Here is a 19,557-nt window from a genome sequence, read left to right on the forward strand (position 1 = left end):
ATGGATCAATCCTTCGCGCGAGAGAACTGGCTTGGCGTCCTATCGTCGGTGCGTGACCGGCGTCCACACCAACGTGCTCTGGCTTCTTCGCCTTGCTATGGCAACTTCGTCCGATACAACGCACCGCGCTCGCGGTGCGGGACACAGAGTGTGTCTCGGAAGTCGGAATGAGCCTTCGCTCGCGCACGACGAAAAAAAAGGGCGTCTCCCCGACGCCCTTTTTCGCGAACATCAACCCAGCAGCGCGTCGGCGAACTCTTCCGCCTTGAACGGCTGCAAGTCCTCGACTTTCTCGCCGACGCCGATGAAGTACACCGGAATCGGCCGCTGCCGCGCGATGGCGGCGAGAATGCCGCCCTTGGCCGTGCCGTCCAGCTTCGTCACGATGAGGCCGGTCAGACCGAGCGCATCGTCGAACGCCTTCACTTGCGCCAGCGCGTTTTGCCCCGTGTTCGCGTCGATGACGAGCAGCACTTCGTGAGGCGCATCCGGCATGGCCTTCGCGATCACGCGGCGCACCTTGCGCAACTCTTCCATCAGATGCAGCTGAGTCGGCAGACGGCCGGCGGTGTCGGCCATCATCACGTCGATCTTGCGGGCGCGCGCCGCGCCCACGGCGTCGAAAATAACGGCGGCCGCGTCGCCGCTTTCCTGCGCGATCACCGTCACGTTGTTGCGCTCGCCCCAGACAGTGAGCTGTTCGCGGGCGGCGGCGCGGAAGGTGTCGCCGGCGGCAAGCAGCACCGACTGGTTGAAGCTCTGCAAGTGCTTCGCCAGCTTGCCGATGCTCGTTGTCTTGCCGACGCCGTTCACGCCCGCGATCATCATCACGAGCGGCTGCGCGCGGCCGAGCATCAGCGACTTTTCGAGGGGATGCAGCAAATCGACGAGCAGCGCGCGCAACGCCGCCTTCACCTGCGTGGCCTCGGTCAAGCGCTCGGCGCGCACTTTCTCGCGCAGTGATTCGAGCAGGAATTCGGTGGCATCGACGCCCGCGTCGGACATCAGCAGCGCGGTTTCGAGCTCCTCGTACAGGTCTTCGTCGATCTTCGCGCCGACAAAGATTCCCGTCAGGCTCGAACTCGTCTTCGACAGGCCGTTCCGCAGGCGCGACAGCCACGACTTCTTAGCGGCCGCGTCGGGCTCGGGCGGCGGCAGGACTTCTTCGCTCGCCTCGTCGGTTTCCGGCGCGCGCAGCCATTGCGACTGCGTGCGTCCCTGCCAGTGCGGCTTCGAATCGCCGTTCGCGGCAGCTTCGGCGGGCGGTTCAGGCTCGACTTCGGCAGGCGGTGCTTCCGAAGGAATGGCGGCGTCGACGGCCGGCTCGCGTTCCAGCTCCGCCTCGATCACGGGAGCGGACGCTTCTTCGTCCTCTGCGGCGTCGGGCGTATTCTCGGCGGATGGGTCGAGCGGCGCGTCAGCCGGCTTTTTGAATCGTTTGAAAAAGCTGAACATGGTCTCGGACGATGATGCGCGCGTCAATCGACGGCCCGGCGCGCTCGTGGAAGAACGCCGCGCAATGGCCCGCGCAAGAAGAGGTAAGCCGCGTATTTTATCAGGCGTCGTCTATCGCGCTTGTGCGCCAGCCGCCTGTGGTAACGTTGGCTTTCACCATGCGCGCCGTGCATTCGGCGCTCGCGCCCGATTCCAACGCTTTCCCCTATGTCCCGTTCTTCCGTATCACGCCCGACCGCTTCTGCCGCCTCTCACCGCGCGCCTTCGCGCGGCGGCAAGCCGCATACCATCCGCATCATCGGCGGCAACTGGAAGCGCACGCCGTTGCCCGTGCTCGACCTCGACGGCCTGCGTCCGACGCCCGACCGCGTGCGCGAGACGCTCTTCAACTGGCTTGGTCAGGATCTCGACGGCCGCCGCTGCCTCGATCTCTTCGCCGGCAGCGGGGCGCTCGGGTTCGAGGCGGCGTCGCGCGGCGCGTCGCGCGTGCTGATGGTCGAGCGCAACGCGCGCGCCGCCGCGCAGCTTCGCGCGAATCTCGACCGGCTCGCCGCCCGCAACATCGAAGTGGCCGAAGCCGATGCGCTGCGACTCGCCGCCGGCCTCGCGCCCGGTTCGTTCGACGTGATCTTTCTCGATCCCCCTTTCGGCGATCAAGCGTTGCTCACGCGCGCGCTCGAACTCGCCGCGCCGCTCGCCGCGCCCGATGGCGCCATTTACGTCGAATGCGGCGAGCCGCTGGACCCCGCCGCCATCGACGCGCTTTCCGGCTGGACCGTGGCCCGCGAGGGCAAGGCGGGCGCGGTTCGGTATCATTTGCTGCGCCGCCAAAATGAGGAATAATGCGCCTGCCGAATCCGGGCGCCGAGGCGTACCGGAGCGGGCATCGCGGGAATGACGGTCGCCGGAGCGCGGCCCAAGGTCAATAAAAGAGGAGAAGCTCATGGTTGTCGCCGTGTACCCGGGAACATTCGACCCGCTGACGCGCGGGCATGAAGACATCGTGCGGCGCGCATCGAGCATTTTCGATACGCTGGTCGTGGGCGTGGCCGACAGCCGCGCGAAGAAGCCGTTTTTCACGTTGCAGGAGCGGCTCGATATCGCGCATGACGTGCTCGGGCATTATCCGAACGTGCAAGTGAGCAGCTTCACCGGGCTACTGAAGGACTTCGTGCGCAAGAACAATGCGCGCGTGATCGTGCGCGGACTGCGCGCCGTCTCCGACTTCGAGTACGAGTTTCAGATGGCCGGCATGAACCGCTATCTGCTGCCCGACGTCGAAACCATGTTCATGACGCCGTCGGACCAGTATCAATTCATCTCGGGCACCATCGTGCGCGAGATCGCGCAACTCGGCGGCGACGTCAGCAAGTTCGTGTTCCCTTCCGTCGAGAAGCGGCTCATCGACAAGGTCGCGGCTGTTCCTCAAAAAGATCCTGCCGCGCCATAAGCATGCGCACGAGCATGGGCGCCGGGGCGCTCAATCCGGCGCGCCGTGCTTGTCTGCCGCTTTGGAGAATGCTTCCGCGAGCTTGTCGAAATGACGTAGCGCGCCGGGCGTCAACTCGATCTGCTTGCGGCGCGCGTCTTCGGTATCGGTGAGGACGATCCAGCCCTTCTCGCGCATCGACGTGATGCGCGCGTGCAGCGTCGCGGGCGATCCGAACTGGCTTTGCGCCATCACGTCTCGCACGGAAAGACGCGCTTTCTGCTGGCTCATGCGCGCGACGAATTCGAGGATGCGCTCCTCCAGCGGATCGAGCGCGGGCAGGCCGCGCAGCGCTTCGGCGAGCTGAAGGAATCGGAGATAGATATCGGCGGGGCGGGTCATGCCTGTGCTTCATCCAGTGTGACGGCTCGATCCGCATCAACCGCGTGAGCTAAGATGAGCCGATAACAACGGGTGGCGGCCATTCTACTCCCATGTCCAATCTGCGCTTGCACGTCGTCTCCGTGCTCGGCACAGCGGCCGTGTTCGTGCTGTCTCTGTGGCTCAACGAACGCGTCTTCGCGCACACCGAGTTCGTTCGGGGCGTCAACTGGATCTATCTGCCGTCGGGCGTGAGGCTGCTCAGTACGCTTCTTTTGGGCGGCGACGGCGCGCTCGGCCTGTTGATCGCAAGCTGGCTCGTCGACTTCTTTTACTTCTTTCCGCACGACCCGGTGCGAGCTTTCGCCGGGGGCATCATCGCGACGGTTGCGCCGTATGCGGTGTATCGGCTAGCGCGCGAGTGGTACGGCCTCAAGGCGTCATTGGGAAACCTCACCGCGAACCGCCTGTTGATTCTCGCGCTCGCCTATTCCATCGCGAACCCGCTGTTGCATCACATCTGGTTTGCGCTGCGCGGGGATACGCAGAATATCGTCGAGCGGTTCTTCGTGATGGTCGTAGGCGATCTGGCCGGCGCGTTGATCGTGCTGTACGCGGCGAAAGCGTTGCTGGCCATCGTTTTCAGACACGGGCTGCCTCGCGGCGAACGGCTCGAAGACTAGCGCCAACGCGCCGCTATGCGCGTTGTTGCATGAAGGCGTTCGGATAGAGCAGCGAAAGCGTGATGATGACGACGCAAAACGTCCAGAACACGACATAGAGCGTGCTGCCCAGGGCGGTAAGCGTGCGCTTGCGGTTCGACAACGTGATCATGGTGAACAATGCCACTCCGGGCCGGCGGCACGTGGCGCAGACCAGAAGCAGCGACAAGCATCCAGCGAGACCGAGAAGCGCAAGCATAAGTCGCTCTTACAGTGATGAATATCGGTGAAACGAAGCCGGAGATCGATATGAAATCTATAACAATTGGGCCGCGTGACGGGCACTCGTAGTTCACTGCTGGTTTACGGCAGGAGCCCGCCAAACCTGAGGGTCCGCGCGCTGTTCATGGTGGCGCGCACCGGCGGGCAACGCGCCGGCACGTTATAATCGCTTGTTTTTTAACGCAAAGCTGGCTGCGACATGTCTCTGATCATCACCGACGAGTGCATCAACTGCGACGTCTGCGAGCCCGAGTGCCCCAACGACGCCATTTCGATGGGTACGGACATCTACGTGATCGATCCGAACAAATGCACGGAATGCGTCGGCCACTTCGATGAACCGCAGTGCCAGCAAGTCTGCCCCGTTGAGTGCATTCCGCGCGATCCGGCACACGTCGAAACGCCGGAGCAACTGCTGACGAAGTATCACGCGTTGATGGCGGCGAAGGGCCGATAAGACTCAACCGCCGATCAGTTCTTCGAGCGCAGCCGTCAGCGCATCGCATTCGGCGTCCGTGCCGATGGAAATGCGCAAATGCTGGTCGATGCGCGGCAGCTTGAAGTGCCGCACAAAAATCTCGCGCTGCCGGAGCGCGGCGGCGAGGGCGGCGGCATCGTGAGCGGCATGCTTCGCGAACACGAAGTTCGCCGCCGAAGGCACCACGTCGAACCCCAGGCTTTGCAACCGCGCGTTCAACCTTTCGCGGCTTTCCACGACTTTCCTGCAGCTTTCCTCGAACCATGCGCGGTCTTCGTACGACGCGAGCGCGGCCGCTTGCGCGAGCCGATCGAGCGGATACGAATTGAAGCTGTCCTTCACGCGCGTCAGTCCTTCGATCAGCGCCGCATCGCCGAACGCGAAGCCCACGCGCATGCCCGCGAGCGAGCGCGCCTTCGATGTCGTCTGCACGACGAGCAGATTCGGATAGGCGTCGATCAGGCTCACGGCGGATTGCGCGCCGAAATCGACATAGGCTTCGTCGACAATCACCGGCACCTCCGGATTCGCCTTCAACAACGCTTCGATGTCCGCGAGCGGCAGCGCGCGGCCGGTCGGCGCGTTCGGGTTCGGAAGCAGCACGCCGCCGTTCGGCGCACGATACGCGTCGATATCGACGGCGAAAGCCGCATCGAGCGGAATCGTCTCGTACGCCACGCCGTATAGCTGCGCGTAGACCGGGTAGAAGCTGTACGTGATATCGGGGAAGCGGATCGGCAGGTCGCGCTTGAGCAGCGCCTGGAATGCATGCGCGAGCACTTCATCGGAACCGTTGCCCGCGAAAACCTGCTCGACGCGCACGCCGTGGTGCGCGGCCACCGCCTCGCGCAGCGCGCGGGCCGTCGGATCGGGATACTTGCGCAGCGACGCGCCGTCTTCGCCGAGTTCGCGGCGGATCGCCTCGACCACGCGCGGCGACGGCGGATACGGATTTTCGTTCGTGTTCAGCTTGATCGGATGCGTCAGCGCGGGCTGCTCGCCCGGCACATACGGCGTCAGACGATGAACGATATCGTTCCAGAAACGGCTCACGTTGGGCTCCAGATTCGTGGTCAGGAATTGCGGTGCAGATTCATCATCGCGCGTTCGGTCTCGCCCGCGACGACGAAAGGCATGACGGCGAGCGCGCGCTCGATCGACTGGTCGATGACGTCCTGTTCCTCGCGTCGCGGCGGCTTCAGCACGAAATTCGCGACGTCCGGCTTCGCGCCCGCCCGCGCGCCTTCGGGAATCAGATCGCGCGGATGCCCGATGCCGATGCGCAAGCGCCAGTATTGCTGCGACGACAAGTGCGCCGAAATGTCCTTCAGCCCGTTGTGGCCGCCGCTGCCGCCGCCGAGCTTCATCTTGACGGTGCCTGGCGGAAGATCCAGTTCGTCGTGCGCGACGAGAATCTCGTCCGGCAGAATCTTGAAGAACTGCGCGACCGCGACGACCGACTGGCCGGAGCGGTTCATGAACGTCTGCGGTTCCAGCAGGTGAATCTCATGGCCGTGCAGACGCCCTTTGCCGTAGTGCCCGTGGAAGCGCCGCTCGTCGCGCAACGTCGCGCCGGCGTCGCGCGCCAGTTGATCGACGAACCAGAAGCCCGCGTTATGGCGTGTCGCCGTATATTCGGCGCCCGGATTGCCGAGGCCAACGATCAGCTTGATCATGTCGAATCGTCGCGAGCCGCAGCCCGCGTGTTGTCATGCGAAAAAAAAACCCGCCGGGGCTTGCACACCGGCGGGTCACGTCGACCGTTCCGTGAACGGATCGAGAGGATACTACAGCGCCGTTAGGCACCTTGCGAAGCTTAAGCAGCCGGCGTTTCGCCTTCCGCTGCGTCGCCTGCCACATCCGACTGCTTCGCAGCCGGCACGGTCGCCGATGCCACCACCGGGTTTTCCGCCTCGACGTGCGCGGTCAGCACGACGCCCTTCGGCAGCGTGATGTCCTTCGCGTGCATCGTCTGGCCGGCTTCGATCTTCGCCAGATCGATTTCGAGGAATTCCGGCAGGTCGCCCGGCAGGCATTCCACTTCCAGTTCGGTGACGACGTGCGAAATCACGGCGCCCGCCAGCTTCACGGCCGGATTCGATTCCTGATTCATGAAGTGCAGCGGCACCTTGGTGTGCAGCTTCTTCGTCGCATCGACGCGCTGGAAATCCACGTGCAGCACCAGTTGCTTGAACGGGTGATATTGCACGTCGCGCAGCAGCACTTGCTGCGAGTTGCCACCGACTTCCAGGTCGAGAATCGACGAATGGAACACTTCCTTCTTCAGGGCGTGCCACAGGGCGTTGTGGTCGAGTTCGACCAGTTGAACGTCCGCGTTACCGCCATACACGATACCCGGGGTCTTGCCCGAGTTACGCAGGCGGCGGCTCGCACCCGTACCTTGCTTGCTACGCTCGAAAGCGACGACTTTCATCTTTGACTCCTATAACTGCCCGCGACCAGGCAGGGAAACCGGGATCATCGAAAGCGACGATCCCATAACAAACGGCGCGAACCTTCGTACGTTCGCGCCGATCATGCAAGAACGCGAAGCCTGAGCCTCGCGTGTATTGCCAATGCTTTAGCCTTCGGCGAAGAGCGACATCACCGAGTCGCCGCGCCGGATGCGCGAGAACGTCTCCGCAAGCAGTCCTGCGCTCGTCAGCGGACGAATCTTCGGGCATGCCAGCGATTCCGCCGACAGCGGAATGGTGTCCGTGACGACGAGTTCGTCCAGCTGCGAAGCCGTGATGCGCTCCGCGGCGCCACCCGACAGGACCGGATGCGTGGCGTAGGCGAAGACCTGCTTCGCGCCGCGATCCTTCAACACTTGCGCGGCCTTGCACAGCGTGCCGGCGGTGTCGACCATGTCGTCCATGATGACGCACGTGCGGCCCTCGACTTCACCGATGACATTCATCACCTCGGCGACGTTCGCCTTCGGACGGCGTTTGTCGATGATCGCGAGGTCCGTGTTCATCTGCTTCGCGAGCGCGCGGGCGCGCACGACGCCGCCGACGTCCGGCGATACGATCAGCAGATGATCATGGTTCTGCTTGCGCAGATCGCCGAGCAAAACGGGCGTTGCGTAGATATTGTCGACAGGAATGTCGAAGAAACCTTGAATCTGGTCGGCGTGAAGGTCCATGGTGATCACGCGATCGACGCCGGCAATCTCCAGCATGTTCGCGACGACCTTCGCCGAGATAGCCACGCGCGCGGAACGCGGACGGCGGTCCTGGCGCGCATAGCCGAAGTAGGGGATGGCTGCGGTGATCCGGCCTGCGGATGCGCGCTTGAGCGCATCGACCATGATCATGAGTTCCATCAGGTTATCGTTCGTCGGTGCGCACGTGGACTGAAGAACGAAGACGTCTTTGCCTCGAACGTTTTCCTGGATCTCGACCATGATTTCGCCGTCGGAGAAACGGCTGACCATTGCTTTGCCGAGAGGGATTCCTAGGATCTTGACGACTTCCTGAGCAAGCGCGGGATTCGCGTTGCCAGTAAAAACCATCAGGCCGTCACTGCTCATCGTGCACCTGTCTGCGGCTGGAGGCGTGAGGAAAACGCGAGAAAGAATGGCAGGGGAGGAAGGACTCGAACCCTCGCATGCCGGAATCAAAATCCGGTGCCTTGACCAACTTGGCGACTCCCCTACACTTAACCTTGAATCTTGCCGGGAAGTGTAGGACATACCCGACAAAACTAAATCTATGACGCGAAAGCGAAGAGAGGATGAGAATCCAGACTGCTTGTCACCACGCTACTCCAGCTTGCCGGCAGCTTGGCTTGCGCCAACTCCGCTTCGGCCTGGCTGGGGAAAGCGGCGAACACGCTTGCTCCAGATCCGGTCATTCGCGCCGGTGCGAGATTGGAAAACCACTCGAGCACCTTTGCAACTTCCGCGTACTTTTCTGCAACTACAGCCTGCATGTCGTTCCGACCGAAGCTGTCTGGCCAGTTAGTGTCTGACCTTTGCTGTGCAAGAAAGTCCATGATTGTGGCGACTTTCGTATTCCGTGTCAAGCTTTTTTCGGAAAAAATCGCCGCGGTCGGAACGTGCACATCGGGCGTGACTACCAGGAAGAAGCGTTTCGGCAATTCGACCGCCTGTAACGCCTCGCCCACACCCTCTGCAAATGCATTTTGCCCGAAGACAAAAAACGGCACGTCCGCGCCGAGTTGCAGGGCGAGATTCTGCAGAGTTTCACGCGAAAGGTCAACTCCCCATAGACGATTCAACGCCAAAAGAGTCGTCGCTGCGTCGGAACTTCCTCCGCCAAGCCCCGCGCCCATCGGCAGGCGCTTGTCGATCTCGATCTCGACGCCATAGCGGCTGCCCGTGTGCTTCTGAAGCAATCGGGCGGCCCGCACGACGAGGTCGTCGTCCTCGGCCACGCCGGGCACGTCGGTCTTGCGCGTTACTATGCCGTCTTCGCGGCGCCTGAAGTGTAGGACATCGCCCCAGTCGAGTAGCTGAAAGACGGTTTGCAGGTCGTGATAGCCATCCGGACGACGGCCCGTGATGTGCAGGAACAGGTTCAGCTTCGCGGGCGCGAGGCAATCGCGCATCGAATCGTTGAAAGAAGACATGCGGCAGGCGATAGAGCGTTACTGGTCGATGACGAGCTTGATGTCGAGCGGCGGCTCGCTGCGCGTGAGGTTGACGCGCTTGACGCCGGTGGCGGGCGGCTCGGCATAGGCGAGGTAGTCGATCGTCCAGCCGTCCTGCTTGATTTCCTTGGGACGGCCATTGTTCGATTCCGGGTCGAGCGTCGTCTCTGCGCGCGATGTCGGCGCCGCCGACGGTTGCAGCCAGTAGCGCAAGCCTTCGACGGGCAGCGCGAAGCCGAGCGCGTTTCGCATCAGATCGGAGACGTTGTCCGCGTTGAGAGGCTGGCGATTCGGCAGTTCGAGCGTCGCGAGGGAAGGCGACGACGTGACGATCGCCATGGTCTGCCCGAGCGGATTGCGCAACTGAAGCGTGACCGTATCGCCCGTTTCCTGCCAGTCGAAGTTGCCGTAGGCGTTACGCGCGACGCCGTTCTGATCGTCGTATTGCACGGCGAAGCGCCCGTGGTACATGCGGCTCGTCTGCGTCGCGAGCGATCTCGAGCCTTCCGACGTGGTCGGCAGGCGCGGTTGCAGCGCACAGCCGGACAAGACCAGCGCGGCAGCCGCCGCGAATCCGAGCGCGCAGCGCCGCGCCCCGGGACGCTTCGCGCCGGCGAAGAAGTCGAATGCCATCAAAGATCGTTCACCTGAAGTCGTTTCAGCGTTTTGACGAGCGTATCGTTGCCCGGTTCGAGCTTCTGAGCCTGCCGCCACGTAGCGCGCGCCTGGTCCTGCTGGCCGGACTTCCACTGCACTTCGCCGAGATGCGCGCCGATTTCGGCATTCGGCTGAAGGTCATAAGCATTCTTGAGGATCTTCTCGGCTTCGGCTGCGTTTCCTTGACGGAAGCGCGCCCAGCCGAGGCTGTCCATGATGAACGCGTCGTTCGGCGCGAGCGACACCGCCTTTTCGATCAGATGCACCGCTTCGTCGAGCCGCTGATTGCGATCGACGAGCGAATACCCGAGCGCGTTGTACGCCTGCGGGTTGTTCGGCTGCGTGCGCATCAGCGTGCGCAGTTGCGTTTCCATCACGTCGTAGTGGCCGTTCTTTTCGGCGGCCATCGCGTAGTCGTACACGAGGTCGGGATCGTCCGGAAACGCGGCGACCGCCTTCGCCAGGTTGTCCTCGGCTTCCTGATAGCGATGCGCTTCGAAGAGAATCGCCGAATCGGTGCGCGCAAGAAGCGCGAGATCGCGCGGATCCGAGCTTTGCAGACTGTTGATGAGCGCGCGGGCATCATCCACCTTGCCCTGCTTCGCGAGCAATTGCGCGCGGGTGATCTGCGCCGGCAGATACTGCTGGCTCGTGCGCGGAATCTTGTCCAGCCACTGTGCGGCGGCGGCTTCGTCCTTCTGCTCCAGCGCGAGCTGCGCGAGATAGATGTACGCCTGGCCCGGGTCTGCGCCCGGCGTGCTTTCCGCGGCCTTCGCGTATTGGTTCAGATAGTCCTTCGCCTTGTCGAACTGCTTCTTCTGGACGTCGATGAGCGCGAGCGCCATCAGCGGCGTCAGGTCTTTCGAATCGTTCTTGCGCATGATTTCGAACTGCTTCTGCGCGTCGTCGAGCCGGTCGGACGACAGATACAGTTGCGCGAGCGCGAGCCGCGCGTCATGCGACTTCGGGTTCTTCGTCAGATACTTCTCGAACGAAGCGATGCCTTCGGCGCGCTCCTGCGGCCCCATGCGCGCGAGCGTCAACGCAGCCGGCAGGTAGTCGGGCCGCAACTGCAGCGCCTTTTCGAGCGATGCCTTCGCGCCCGGCTGATCGTCCGCGAGCAACTGCTGACGCGCGAGCGCGAGTTGCGCTTCCGGACGATCGCGGTCGTTCGCGGTGAGGTCCTTCAGCACGTTGAGGCCGCCCACCCGATTCGGCCCGCGCGCCAGCAGCGATTGCAGCGAGAGAAGCGCCTCGCCGCGCTGCTCGGGCGGCACCTTCGCGAGTTCGCGCTCGAGCGTGGGCTTCGCGTCGTCGGGCTTGCCGGAGACGATCAGGAGCGATGCGCTCAACTGCGCCGCGCGCTCTGAATGCGGCGCGAACTGCTGCCAGAGTTGGGCGGACGTGAGCGCGTCGTTGGGACTTTGCGCGGCAATGGCGATTTCGGTCGCGCGCTGAGCGAAGCGCGGATCGTGCGTGTCGCGGGCGAGCGAGAGATAAGTCTGGAAAGCGGGCGCGGGCTGTCCGCGCTGCAACGCGACTTCGGCGGCCAAAACCTGAAACACGATCTGGCTCGACACCGCCACATTCGGCAGGTCTTGCTGCTCCGCGCCGCTGACGGGCGCGGTCAGCGCGTCGGCGGCCGTCTGGGCAGCGGAATCGTCGTCGCCAGGAACGGGCGTCGCATTGGGCGACTGCGCATGCGCGGGCGCAAACGCGATTGCGGCGAGTGCCAGCGCTACCGCGCCGGCGGCGCGTGACATTGGCATCGCGAACGATTGCGTCAAGCCGGCCTGACGCTTCGCAAACAGCTTCGTGACGAACGAGTTCATGGAAATCCAGACGATGTTTCGGTCGATTGTAACGCGGTGGCTAAAATACCGGCACAACCGCTGAAGCAAGTCTCTCTCCAGAAAATGCCCGAACTTCCGGAAGTCGAAGTCACCCGCCGGGGAATCGAACCCTACGTGGCGGGAAGGCGCGTCGAGCATGTCGACGTTCGCACGCCGGCGCTGCGCTGGCCCATCCCGAAGCATCTCGCGAAGACGCTCGGGCATCTGAAAATCGAGAAGGTCGAGCGGCGCGGCAAGTATCTCCTGTTCGAGACGGCCGAAGGATGGCTCATCGTTCATCTCGGCATGACCGGCACGCTGCGCGTGCTGCGCAACGTGCCGCGGCCGCCGGACGCCGCGAAGCACGATCACGTCGATCTGGTCTTCGACGAATTCATCCTGCGGTTTCGCGATCCGCGCCGCTTCGGCGCGATTCTCTGGCATCCGCGCAAAGACGGCGACGTTCTCGCGCATCCGCTGCTCGCAAGTCTGGGCGTCGAGCCGTTCTCGCCGGAGTTCTCGGGCGCGCTGCTGTTTCGCGAGACGCGCGGGCGCAAGGTCTCGGTGAAGCAGGCGCTGCTTGCGGGCGGCATCGTCGTCGGCGTGGGCAATATCTATGCGTCGGAGAGCCTATTTCGCGCGGGCATCCGGCCGACGACCGCCGCTGGCCGCATTTCGCTCGTGCGCTACGACCTGCTCGCGGATGCAGTGCGCGTGACGCTCGCCGCGGCGATCGACAAAGGCGGCAGCACGCTGCGCGATTTCGTCGGCAGCAATGGCGAATCGGGCTACTTCCAGCTCGACTACTTCGTCTATGATCGCGCGGGTCTGCCGTGCCACGTCTGCGGCACGCCGATCCGCCAAATCGTCCAGGGACAGCGTTCGACTTACTTTTGTCCGCGCTGCCAACGCTAATTCCGATGCTCGCACTCACCGATTTCTCCGCGCGCCTGATCGCGTGGCAACGCATTCATGGTCGTCACGATCTGCCGTGGCAAAACACGCGCGACGCCTATCGCATCTGGCTCTCGGAGATCATGCTGCAGCAGACGCAGGTAACGACCGTCATTCCGTACTACGCGCGCTTTCTCGAACGCTTCCCGACCGTGACCGCGCTCGCGGATGCGCCTATCGACGACGTGATGGCGCTGTGGGCCGGTCTCGGCTACTACTCGCGCGCGCGCAATCTGCATCGCTGCGCGCAGGTCGTCGCGCACGAACATGGCGGCGAGTTTCCCCGAACTGTCGATGAACTCGCGGAATTGCCGGGCATCGGGCGCTCGACGGCGGCGGCGATCGCGTCGTTCGCGTTCGGCGCGCGAGCGACAATTCTCGATGGCAACGTGAAGCGCGTGCTTGCCCGCGTCTTCGGCGTGGAAGGCTTTCCGGGCGAGAAGCGCGTTGAAAACGCGATGTGGACGCTGGCTGAATCGCTCTTGCCCGACGCCGCAGACAAGAACGAAGTTACCGCCTACACGCAAGGCCTGATGGACCTCGGCGCGACGCTCTGCGTGCGCGGCAGGCCGGACTGCGCGCGGTGTCCGTTCGCCGCGGATTGCGTCGCGAATGTCGAAGGGCGGCAGCGCGAACTGCCGGCGGCGCGCCCGAAAAAGACGGTGCCGACGCGCAAGACGTGGATGCTGGTGCTGAAGGACGGCGATTCGATCCTGCTGGAGAAGCGCCCGCCGACGGGCATCTGGGGCGGCCTGTGGAGTCTGCCCGAAGCGGCCGACGAGGCGGCGCTCGCGGCCGTCGCGCACGACAACGGCTGCGATGCGGACTTGCAGCGCCTCGCGCCTTTCTCGCACACCTTCACGCACTTCAAGCTAGACATCGAGCCGCGTCTCGGCGAAATGCGCGGCGCGCCGCCCGAGGCAGCGGATGCGCGCACCGTATGGGCGCCGCTCTCGCGCATCGACTCGTTCGGCCTGCCCGCGCCGGTGCGCAAGCTGCTCGACGCGCTGACCGGCACGCTGCTCTAAAGCAGTTGATGGTGCTGCATGTAGTGATGCACGACGTCGATACGCGCGCCGGCGTCGAGCAGTTCCATCAGCTTCTGGCGGGAGCGCATGGGAATCGGCAGGATTTCGGAGAGGCGGTTGGAGACCCACGTGGGATCGTCCAGCAGAAACGGCTCGATGAACGGCAGGTTCTCCGGCTCGCGCGTCTTGATGGCCCCGATGATCCTTTCGAGCACTTCCGCGCACGCGCCGAACTTGGCGAGCGTCTCCGCGCCTTGCAGCGGCCGGTCGTCGCCATATAGCTCGGCGGTGCCGACGAGCAGATTGCTCGCTTCCACGCGATGCGAAAGCAGCCGGAAACGCTCCGTGCCGCGCGCCTGCACGAGCAGCAGGCCGAAGGTATCGACATCGCACTCGATGATTTCCGCGAGACAGCCCACGTTCTCGGGCACCGACGGATCGCCCGGCGACGCGATCTCGTGCCCGCTCTTCAGCAGACACACGCCGAACGGCGTCTTTTCGCGCAGGCAGCCGCGCGCCATGTCGAGATAGCGTGCTTCGAAAATCTTGAGCGGCAGAAGCCCGCCGGGGAACAGCACGGTGTGCAGCGGAAACAGCGGCACGTCGAACAGAACGGGATTCGCGGGATTCGAGGACATCGCACCCCTCCAGGGTGGACCGCCGGCGCGGCGATCAGGTTCGCGTGGTGCTCGCGCTCTCATCCACGGAAATGGGCGCGTCACGATGCCGCACGATCACGGTTGCAGCGTCGCGAAAGCGCGCGGCGAGCGCCTCCGCGATATACACCGAGCGATGCTGCCCGCCCGTGCAGCCGATCGCGACAGTGAGATAACTCCGATTGTCGTCGCGAAAACGCGGGAGCCACTTGCCGACGAAGCCGCCGATATCGTCGATCATCTCGCCGACCATCGGCTGGGCCGAGAGATAGTCGATGATCGGCTGATCGCAGCCGGTAAACGGGCGCAACTCGCGGTCGTAGTACGGGTTCGGCAGCGTGCGCACGTCGAAGACGAGATCGGCGTCGAGCGGCACGCCGCGCTTGAATCCGAACGATTCGAACATCAGCGTGAGATCGGCGGCGTCCGTTTCGACGAAGCGCCGGACCCACGCGCGCAGCACGTTCGCGCGCAGGTTGCTCGTGTCGATCTGGTGCCCGTACTCAGCGAGTCCCGCGACGAGTTCACGCTCCCGCTCGATGGCTTCGCCAAGCGAGTTCAGCACGCCCACGCTCGCGTCGTGCCCAGGCGGACCGGACAGCGGATGACGGCGGCGCGTCTCGGAAAAGCGTTGAATGAGCGCCTGCGTGCTGGCGTTGAGGAACAGCACGCGCAGGTCGTAGGCGCTCGTCAAGTTGTCGATGATGGACGGGACTTCGTCGAGCGACAGGCTCGAACGGGCGTCGATCGCGACGGCGAGACGCTGCTGCCCCTCGCTCGCGAGATACGCGGCGAGTTCGGGCAGAAAGCGCGGAGGCAGGTTGTCGACGCAGTAATAACCGCCGTCTTCGAGCGCATTGAGCGCGACGGACTTGCCGGAGCCGGAAATGCCGGTAATCAGGATGATACGCATGGAAGTGTGCTCGTTCGCTTCATCTTAGCACCAGCGTATCGTACGGACTTCGCGCGGATTCCGTGAAGATACGCGTGCTTCAGATGAGTTTGCCGGGAAACTGGCTGTCCGGGTCCTGCATGGCAAGCCGCTGACGGTCCATGAAATCGCGCAATGTGTCGATGCCGCGCAGTTGCAGAATCGTGTTGCGCACTGCCGCTTCCACCAGCACAGCAAGGTTGCGGCCTGCGGCGACCTGAATCGTCACTTTGCTGATGGGCAGGCCGAGCACATCGACGGTCTGGCTTTCGAGCGGCAGGCGCTGAAACTCGCCGTCCGGGCGGCGCACGAGTTGCACGATCAGCTTGAGCTTCATCTTCCGGCGCACGGCGGTCTCGCCGAAGATGGTCTTGATATCGAGCAGGCCGAGGCCGCGTACTTCCAGCAGGTTTTGCAGGAGCGGCGGGCAGCGCCCTTCGACGAAATCGGGCCCGAGACGCACGAAATCGACGGCGTCGTCGGCGACGAGTCCGTGGCCGCGGCTGATGAGTTCGAGGCCGAGTTCGCTTTTGCCGAGGCCGGAATCGCCCGTCAGCAGCACGCCCATGCCGAGAATGTCGATGAACACGCCGTGCAGCGTGGCGCGCGGCGCGAGAATGCGCGACATATACGCGCGCAGACTGTCGATGACGGCCGCCGCCGACATGCGCGTGGTGAAAAGCGGCGTCGACGAGCGCGTGCAGCGAAGCACGAGTTCGGGCGGCGCGCCCACTTCGCCCGCCACGACCAGAAACGGCGGCTCCAGCGCAATCAGCTCGGCCATGTGGCGCGAGCGGTCTTCATCGGATTGGCGCTGGTAATAGTTGATCTCGGCGTCGCCCAGCACCTGAATGCGGTTCGGGTGAATGAGGTTCAGGTGGCCGACGAGGTCGGCGCTCGACGTTGCGTTCGCCACCGTTTCACTCGAAAACCCGCGTTCCCAGCCTTCGTGCCCGGTGAGCCAGCTGAGCTTCAGAGCGGCGGCGTTGTCGTCGAAAATACTTTGGGCGTTGATGCTGGACGTATCCATGAGGCCGGAACTCCGTTGGAAGCCGGGAGCAGCCTTCGCGTGACGAAGCCTGTGCTTCGATTCGCCGCATGGCGCTGCGTGTGACCGATTGTGCCGCAGAAGCACCGCGCATGCGAGACGCGTCAAAAGCGCGCGAGCGGCGCGGCGCTTTGTCGAAAGCGGTGGCCCGCGTCTATGCAGCGTTTATGGTTGCCATTGCGTGAGCACCTGATACAGCGCCTCACGGTTCTCTTCCTTGTGCAGACGCTCGCGCGCTTCGCTGTCGGAGAGCAGCTGGGCGATCTCCGAGAGAATTTCGAGGTGCTGCTGCGTGGCCTGTTCGGGCACGAGCAGGAAGATGAGGAGCGACACCGGCTGGCCGTCGGGCGATTCGAACGCGACAGGCTCGGCCAGGCGCACGAAGGCGGCGAGCGGTTGCTTCAGCCCCTTGATGCGGCCGTGCGGAATGGCGACGCCTTCGCCGAGCCCGGTCGAACCCAGGCGCTCGCGGGCGAAAAGGTTGTCGGTGACGATGCTGCGGGCGATGCCGTTCTGGTTCTCGAAAATCAGGCCCGCTTGCTCGAATACACGCTTCTTGCTGGTGACGGACAGTCCGAGAACCACGTTCTCGATGGGAAGAAATTTGGCTAAACGATTCATGTTGGCAGGCTGATGCGTGGCCTGATAGCTCCTCATCGTGGCTGCTGTCTGAAAGCGCTCACGGCGATGGTAATACGGAAGATGCGCTTGCGGCGTTCCCTGCGGCGTTCCTGTACTGCGGACCCCGATCATAACCGGTTCATTATAGAACAGGGGAAGCACGATGGTGCGGCGCGCCATTGCAGTAGCCGCAATCGAATGTGCAGTACAAAGCCCGAAAAATCAATGCTTTGTGCCACGCCGACATGCACTATGCAACAAAAACGCCGCCAATGGGCGGCGTTTGTCGGAAGCGGGCGTTTCTGTGGCGCTTTTCGATTCGAGGAATGCCTCGAATCGCGCCCGCCGATGGCCGGCGGGCTGCGTCGTATCGCGCGCGCCGCTCAGGGCGAGGGTGCTTCCAGTCCGTGCGCTTCTTCGCGGTACTTCGCGGCTTCGTGCGCGTGACCCTGGATCTTGTCCTTGTGGCGAATGACCTGGCGATCCAGTTTGTCGACCATCAGGTCGATGGCCGCGTACATATCAGCGTCACAACTCTCGATGAAAATGTCCTTGCCCTTCAGGTGCAGATTGATTTCCGCCTTGTTGCGCTTGTCCTTGTCCCTATGAGTGTCGACCGAGAGGACAACGTTGCCATCCATCACCTGATCAAAATGACGGAGCACTCTGTCCAGCTTCGTGATCACAAACTCGCGCAACGCAGGCGTCAATTCGAGGTGGTGTCCACTGATCTTCAGATTCATAGTTGCTCTCCAAGCTAAGGGCCGTTGAACCACGGCGGCTCGTCCGATACCGGTCGGCTACGCGTCCCGCCGTGCACGATGTTTGTACGCGCAAGGAACGGGCCGCTTGGCCGGCTCGTCCGCGCTTTCGCGATGCGGCCGGTAAAAGTCCACCGCGGTATGCGGTGAACCACAGAGACGGGTCAAAGAGACTTGCGCAGATTGACTGCGGGGATTTTCAGCGCCTCGCGGTATTTGGCGACGGTGCGCCGCGCAACCACGAAGCCTTGTTCCGCCAGCAGTTCGGCGATGCGGCTGTCTGAAAGAGGAGTTTTGGGGTCTTCCGCTCCTATCAGTTGCTTGATGAGGGCCCGGATCGCCGTGGACGATGCGGCGCCGCCCGTGTCGGTGGAAACGTGCGATCCAAAGAAGTACTTGAATTCAAGCGTCCCGAATGGGGTGAGCATGTACTTCCCGGTAGTCACACGAGAAACCGTCGATTCGTGTAAACCCAGCGTATCAGCAATCTCCCGCAAAACCAAGGGCCGCATGGCGATTTCACCATGCGCAAAAAAGTTCTTCTGACGCTCGACGATCGCCTGCGCGACGCGCAGAATCGTCTCGAAACGCTGCTGGATATTCTTGATCAGCCAGCGTGCTTCCTGAAGCTGTTGACGCAATGAACCACTGCCCGGATCGCCACGGTTGTTGCGCAGAATGTTCGCGTACAGATGGTTGATCCGCAGCCGCGGCACGATTTCCGGGTTCAGTTCCGCAGTCCATCCGCTCGCGGATTTGCGCACCAGAATGTCCGGCACCACGTAGTCCGCTTCGCTCTTGCCGTACGCGGCGCCGGGAAACGGCTCCAGCGACCGGATCAGCACATGCGCGTCCCGCAGCGCGTCGTCGCTTGCCTTCAGCTGCTTGCGCAAGCGCGTGAAGTCGCGCGCGGCGAGCAGTTCCAGATGGTTCGTGACGATTTCGAGTGCAAGCGTGCGCGTGGCCGACGGACCGAGCCGCAGCAATTGCAGCTTCAGACACTCCGACGCCGACCGGCCGCCGACACCCGGCGGGTCGAAGCTCTGGAGCAAGGCCAATGCCGCGCTGAGTTCGTCGACATCAACTTCGAGTTCGTCCGGTAAATCGGCCTGAATTTCTTCCAGCGACGACGTGAGATACCCGTCCTCGTCCAGCGATTCGATCAGGAACGTGATAAGCGCGCGGTCGCGCTGATTTGCCTGCGTCATGCGCAGTTGCGCGGTGAGATGGTCGCGCAGCGTCGTCGTCGATTCGTGGATTTGCAGCGGCGGCAGGTCGTCGTCGTCGGAGGCGTTGTTCGAGCGGCCGTAGTCTTCGAGATTCCAGTTGCTGGAATCGGTGCCGCCGTCGGACGCCATGCCGTTGTACTCGTCGACGCCCTGCGGCTCGCTGCTTTCCGATCGTTCGGAACTCGACGAGCTGGATGTGGAGCCGTTGCTCATCATCGGCTCCGGCGCGGCACTGCTCGCGCCGGCCGTGGCAATCAGCGAGCCGTCCGCGGCCACGCGAAGCGGGCTCGCGATCCAGTCGTCGTCGTTTTCCAGCAGCGGGTTTTGCGCGACGGCCATCGCCACTTCCTGCTGCAGTTCGAGCGTCGACAACTGCAGCAGCCGGATGGACTGCTGTAGTTGCGGGGTGAGCGCAAGATGCTGCGATAGGCGAAGTTGGAGGCTGGCTTTCATGGCAAGGTTTTATTTCATTGTAGAGAGTTTGCCACGCGCGCGAAACCTCGCGGCCAATCCAAAATTAGCGTAAAAAAGCGCGT

General features: G+C 63.3%; 22 protein-coding genes and 1 tRNA gene. 6 read left to right on the forward strand and 17 right to left on the reverse strand.

Annotation, left to right across the window (positions count from 1 at the left end; genetic code table 11):
• Positions 1 to 231 precede the first annotated feature (231 nt).
• Positions 232 to 1,455, reverse strand: a complete 1,224-nt coding sequence (gene ftsY / locus NCR37_RS01310) for a signal recognition particle-docking protein FtsY (RefSeq protein WP_250471157.1) — start codon at positions 1,453 to 1,455, stop codon at positions 232 to 234.
• A gap of 207 nt (positions 1,456 to 1,662) precedes the next feature.
• On the opposite strand from ftsY, the gene rsmD reads away from it, so the two are divergent.
• Both rsmD and coaD read left to right on the forward strand, forming a co-directional pair.
• Positions 1,663 to 2,298: a 16S rRNA (guanine(966)-N(2))-methyltransferase RsmD gene (gene rsmD, locus NCR37_RS01315; protein ID WP_250471158.1), complete on the forward strand. Its 636-nt coding sequence runs from the start codon at positions 1,663 to 1,665 to the stop codon at positions 2,296 to 2,298.
• Positions 2,299 to 2,398: 100 nt separating this feature from the next.
• Positions 2,399 to 2,905, forward strand: a complete 507-nt coding sequence (gene coaD, locus NCR37_RS01320; protein WP_250471159.1) for a pantetheine-phosphate adenylyltransferase — start codon at positions 2,399 to 2,401, stop codon at positions 2,903 to 2,905.
• A 30-nt stretch (positions 2,906 to 2,935) separates the two neighbouring features.
• Here coaD and NCR37_RS01325 read toward each other — a convergent pair whose 3' ends face one another.
• Positions 2,936 to 3,286, reverse strand: a complete 351-nt coding sequence (locus tag NCR37_RS01325; protein WP_250471160.1) for a winged helix-turn-helix domain-containing protein — start codon at positions 3,284 to 3,286, stop codon at positions 2,936 to 2,938.
• A 92-nt stretch (positions 3,287 to 3,378) separates the two neighbouring features.
• Here NCR37_RS01325 and NCR37_RS01330 point away from each other — a divergent pair, with 92 nt between their 5' ends.
• Entirely contained in the window at positions 3,379 to 3,948 is a 570-nt protein-coding gene (locus NCR37_RS01330; RefSeq protein ID WP_250471161.1) for a hypothetical protein, read from the forward strand.
• Positions 3,949 to 3,961: 13 nt separating this feature from the next.
• Here the strand turns inward: NCR37_RS01330 and NCR37_RS01335 are convergent, their stop codons facing one another.
• The gene (locus NCR37_RS01335; protein WP_250471162.1) at positions 3,962 to 4,108 is read right to left on the reverse strand and encodes a hypothetical protein; all 147 of its coding nucleotides are present in this window, start codon (positions 4,106 to 4,108) and stop codon (positions 3,962 to 3,964) included.
• A 300-nt stretch (positions 4,109 to 4,408) separates the two neighbouring features.
• Between NCR37_RS01335 and NCR37_RS01340 the strand changes: the two genes are divergently transcribed.
• Complete coding sequence (locus NCR37_RS01340; protein WP_159835144.1) at positions 4,409 to 4,666, forward strand: YfhL family 4Fe-4S dicluster ferredoxin; 258 nt, start codon at positions 4,409 to 4,411, stop codon at positions 4,664 to 4,666.
• Between the two features lie 3 nt (positions 4,667 to 4,669).
• Here NCR37_RS01340 and hisC read toward each other — a convergent pair whose 3' ends face one another.
• From hisC to NCR37_RS01380, 8 genes are all read right to left on the reverse strand, one after another.
• Positions 4,670 to 5,740 carry a histidinol-phosphate transaminase gene (gene hisC / locus NCR37_RS01345; protein ID WP_250471163.1) on the reverse strand — a complete coding sequence of 357 codons (1,071 nt, stop codon included), beginning with the start codon at positions 5,738 to 5,740 and terminating at the stop codon, positions 4,670 to 4,672.
• A 20-nt stretch (positions 5,741 to 5,760) separates the two neighbouring features.
• Positions 5,761 to 6,363: an aminoacyl-tRNA hydrolase gene (gene pth, locus NCR37_RS01350; protein ID WP_248321068.1), complete on the reverse strand. Its 603-nt coding sequence runs from the start codon at positions 6,361 to 6,363 to the stop codon at positions 5,761 to 5,763.
• A gap of 140 nt (positions 6,364 to 6,503) precedes the next feature.
• Positions 6,504 to 7,121, reverse strand: coding sequence for a 50S ribosomal protein L25/general stress protein Ctc (locus NCR37_RS01355; protein ID WP_250471164.1), 618 nt, complete (start codon positions 7,119 to 7,121; stop codon positions 6,504 to 6,506).
• Between the two features lie 147 nt (positions 7,122 to 7,268).
• Positions 7,269 to 8,222, reverse strand: coding sequence for a ribose-phosphate pyrophosphokinase (locus NCR37_RS01360; RefSeq protein ID WP_250471165.1), 954 nt, complete (start codon positions 8,220 to 8,222; stop codon positions 7,269 to 7,271).
• A 47-nt stretch (positions 8,223 to 8,269) separates the two neighbouring features.
• Positions 8,270 to 8,346 (reverse strand) — tRNA-Gln (locus NCR37_RS01365).
• Positions 8,347 to 8,401: 55 nt separating this feature from the next.
• On the reverse strand, positions 8,402 to 9,283 hold the full coding sequence (ispE, locus tag NCR37_RS01370) for a 4-(cytidine 5'-diphospho)-2-C-methyl-D-erythritol kinase (RefSeq protein WP_250471167.1): 882 nt from the start codon (positions 9,281 to 9,283) through the stop codon (positions 8,402 to 8,404).
• Between the two features lie 18 nt (positions 9,284 to 9,301).
• Positions 9,302 to 9,937: a lipoprotein insertase outer membrane protein LolB gene (gene lolB, locus NCR37_RS01375; protein WP_250471169.1), complete on the reverse strand. Its 636-nt coding sequence runs from the start codon at positions 9,935 to 9,937 to the stop codon at positions 9,302 to 9,304.
• A complete protein-coding gene (locus NCR37_RS01380; protein ID WP_250471170.1) occupies positions 9,937 to 11,793 on the reverse strand; it encodes a tetratricopeptide repeat protein in 1,857 nt (618 codons plus the stop codon). The genes lolB and NCR37_RS01380 overlap by 1 nt, the downstream gene beginning before the upstream one ends.
• Before the next feature lie 84 nt (positions 11,794 to 11,877).
• Between NCR37_RS01380 and mutM the strand changes: the two genes are divergently transcribed.
• Both mutM and mutY read left to right on the forward strand, forming a co-directional pair.
• Positions 11,878 to 12,708 carry a bifunctional DNA-formamidopyrimidine glycosylase/DNA-(apurinic or apyrimidinic site) lyase gene (mutM, locus tag NCR37_RS01385; protein ID WP_250471171.1) on the forward strand — a complete coding sequence of 277 codons (831 nt, stop codon included), beginning with the start codon at positions 11,878 to 11,880 and terminating at the stop codon, positions 12,706 to 12,708.
• A 5-nt stretch (positions 12,709 to 12,713) separates the two neighbouring features.
• Positions 12,714 to 13,775: an A/G-specific adenine glycosylase gene (gene mutY / locus NCR37_RS01390; RefSeq protein WP_250471173.1), complete on the forward strand. Its 1,062-nt coding sequence runs from the start codon at positions 12,714 to 12,716 to the stop codon at positions 13,773 to 13,775.
• Here the strand turns inward: mutY and NCR37_RS01395 are convergent.
• From NCR37_RS01395 to NCR37_RS01420, 6 genes are all read right to left on the reverse strand, one after another.
• Positions 13,772 to 14,413 (reverse strand): LON peptidase substrate-binding domain-containing protein, encoded by a 642-nt coding sequence (locus NCR37_RS01395; RefSeq protein WP_250471174.1) that lies wholly within the window; start codon positions 14,411 to 14,413, stop codon positions 13,772 to 13,774. The genes mutY and NCR37_RS01395 overlap by 4 nt on opposite strands.
• 34 nt (positions 14,414 to 14,447) lie before the next feature.
• Positions 14,448 to 15,344: an RNase adapter RapZ gene (gene rapZ / locus NCR37_RS01400; protein ID WP_250471175.1), complete on the reverse strand. Its 897-nt coding sequence runs from the start codon at positions 15,342 to 15,344 to the stop codon at positions 14,448 to 14,450.
• A gap of 79 nt (positions 15,345 to 15,423) precedes the next feature.
• The gene (gene hprK / locus NCR37_RS01405) at positions 15,424 to 16,392 is read right to left on the reverse strand and encodes an HPr(Ser) kinase/phosphatase (protein ID WP_008351692.1); all 969 of its coding nucleotides are present in this window, start codon (positions 16,390 to 16,392) and stop codon (positions 15,424 to 15,426) included.
• Positions 16,393 to 16,575: 183 nt separating this feature from the next.
• A complete protein-coding gene (ptsN, locus tag NCR37_RS01410; RefSeq protein WP_350029039.1) occupies positions 16,576 to 17,067 on the reverse strand; it encodes a PTS IIA-like nitrogen regulatory protein PtsN in 492 nt (163 codons plus the stop codon).
• A gap of 347 nt (positions 17,068 to 17,414) precedes the next feature.
• Positions 17,415 to 17,774 carry a ribosome hibernation-promoting factor, HPF/YfiA family gene (gene hpf / locus NCR37_RS01415; protein WP_159835157.1) on the reverse strand — a complete coding sequence of 120 codons (360 nt, stop codon included), beginning with the start codon at positions 17,772 to 17,774 and terminating at the stop codon, positions 17,415 to 17,417.
• Between the two features lie 182 nt (positions 17,775 to 17,956).
• Positions 17,957 to 19,474, reverse strand: coding sequence for an RNA polymerase factor sigma-54 (locus tag NCR37_RS01420; protein WP_250471176.1), 1,518 nt, complete (start codon positions 19,472 to 19,474; stop codon positions 17,957 to 17,959).
• Positions 19,475 to 19,557: the final 83 nt, after the last annotated feature.

Origin of the sequence: Caballeronia sp. GAFFF1, from assembly GCF_023630705.1 — a bacterium.
In the GTDB taxonomy this organism is placed as follows: Bacteria; Pseudomonadota; Gammaproteobacteria; order Burkholderiales; family Burkholderiaceae; genus Caballeronia.

What these genes read in the sequence shown, in the direction of transcription:
- ftsY (WP_250471157.1), bottom strand. Translation starts at nt 1,455, where the DNA reads ATGTTCAGCTTTTTCAAACGATTCAAAAAGCCGGCTGACGCGCCGCTC.
- rsmD (WP_250471158.1), top strand. Translation starts at nt 1,663, where the DNA reads ATGTCCCGTTCTTCCGTATCACGCCCGACCGCTTCTGCCGCCTCTCAC.
- coaD (WP_250471159.1), top strand. Translation starts at nt 2,399, where the DNA reads ATGGTTGTCGCCGTGTACCCGGGAACATTCGACCCGCTGACGCGCGGG.
- NCR37_RS01325 (WP_250471160.1), bottom strand. Translation starts at nt 3,286, where the DNA reads ATGACCCGCCCCGCCGATATCTATCTCCGATTCCTTCAGCTCGCCGAA.
- NCR37_RS01330 (WP_250471161.1), top strand. Translation starts at nt 3,379, where the DNA reads ATGTCCAATCTGCGCTTGCACGTCGTCTCCGTGCTCGGCACAGCGGCC.
- NCR37_RS01340 (WP_159835144.1), top strand. Translation starts at nt 4,409, where the DNA reads ATGTCTCTGATCATCACCGACGAGTGCATCAACTGCGACGTCTGCGAG.
- pth (WP_248321068.1), bottom strand. Translation starts at nt 6,363, where the DNA reads ATGATCAAGCTGATCGTTGGCCTCGGCAATCCGGGCGCCGAATATACG.
- NCR37_RS01355 (WP_250471164.1), bottom strand. Translation starts at nt 7,121, where the DNA reads ATGAAAGTCGTCGCTTTCGAGCGTAGCAAGCAAGGTACGGGTGCGAGC.
- NCR37_RS01360 (WP_250471165.1), bottom strand. Translation starts at nt 8,222, where the DNA reads ATGAGCAGTGACGGCCTGATGGTTTTTACTGGCAACGCGAATCCCGCG.
- ispE (WP_250471167.1), bottom strand. Translation starts at nt 9,283, where the DNA reads ATGTCTTCTTTCAACGATTCGATGCGCGATTGCCTCGCGCCCGCGAAG.
- lolB (WP_250471169.1), bottom strand. Translation starts at nt 9,937, where the DNA reads ATGGCATTCGACTTCTTCGCCGGCGCGAAGCGTCCCGGGGCGCGGCGC.
- NCR37_RS01380 (WP_250471170.1), bottom strand. Translation starts at nt 11,793, where the DNA reads ATGAACTCGTTCGTCACGAAGCTGTTTGCGAAGCGTCAGGCCGGCTTG.
- mutM (WP_250471171.1), top strand. Translation starts at nt 11,878, where the DNA reads ATGCCCGAACTTCCGGAAGTCGAAGTCACCCGCCGGGGAATCGAACCC.
- mutY (WP_250471173.1), top strand. Translation starts at nt 12,714, where the DNA reads ATGCTCGCACTCACCGATTTCTCCGCGCGCCTGATCGCGTGGCAACGC.
- NCR37_RS01395 (WP_250471174.1), bottom strand. Translation starts at nt 14,413, where the DNA reads ATGTCCTCGAATCCCGCGAATCCCGTTCTGTTCGACGTGCCGCTGTTT.
- rapZ (WP_250471175.1), bottom strand. Translation starts at nt 15,344, where the DNA reads ATGCGTATCATCCTGATTACCGGCATTTCCGGCTCCGGCAAGTCCGTC.
- hprK (WP_008351692.1), bottom strand. Translation starts at nt 16,392, where the DNA reads ATGGATACGTCCAGCATCAACGCCCAAAGTATTTTCGACGACAACGCC.
- ptsN (WP_350029039.1), bottom strand. Translation starts at nt 17,067, where the DNA reads ATGAGGAGCTATCAGGCCACGCATCAGCCTGCCAACATGAATCGTTTA.
- hpf (WP_159835157.1), bottom strand. Translation starts at nt 17,774, where the DNA reads ATGAATCTGAAGATCAGTGGACACCACCTCGAATTGACGCCTGCGTTG.
- NCR37_RS01420 (WP_250471176.1), bottom strand. Translation starts at nt 19,474, where the DNA reads ATGAAAGCCAGCCTCCAACTTCGCCTATCGCAGCATCTTGCGCTCACC.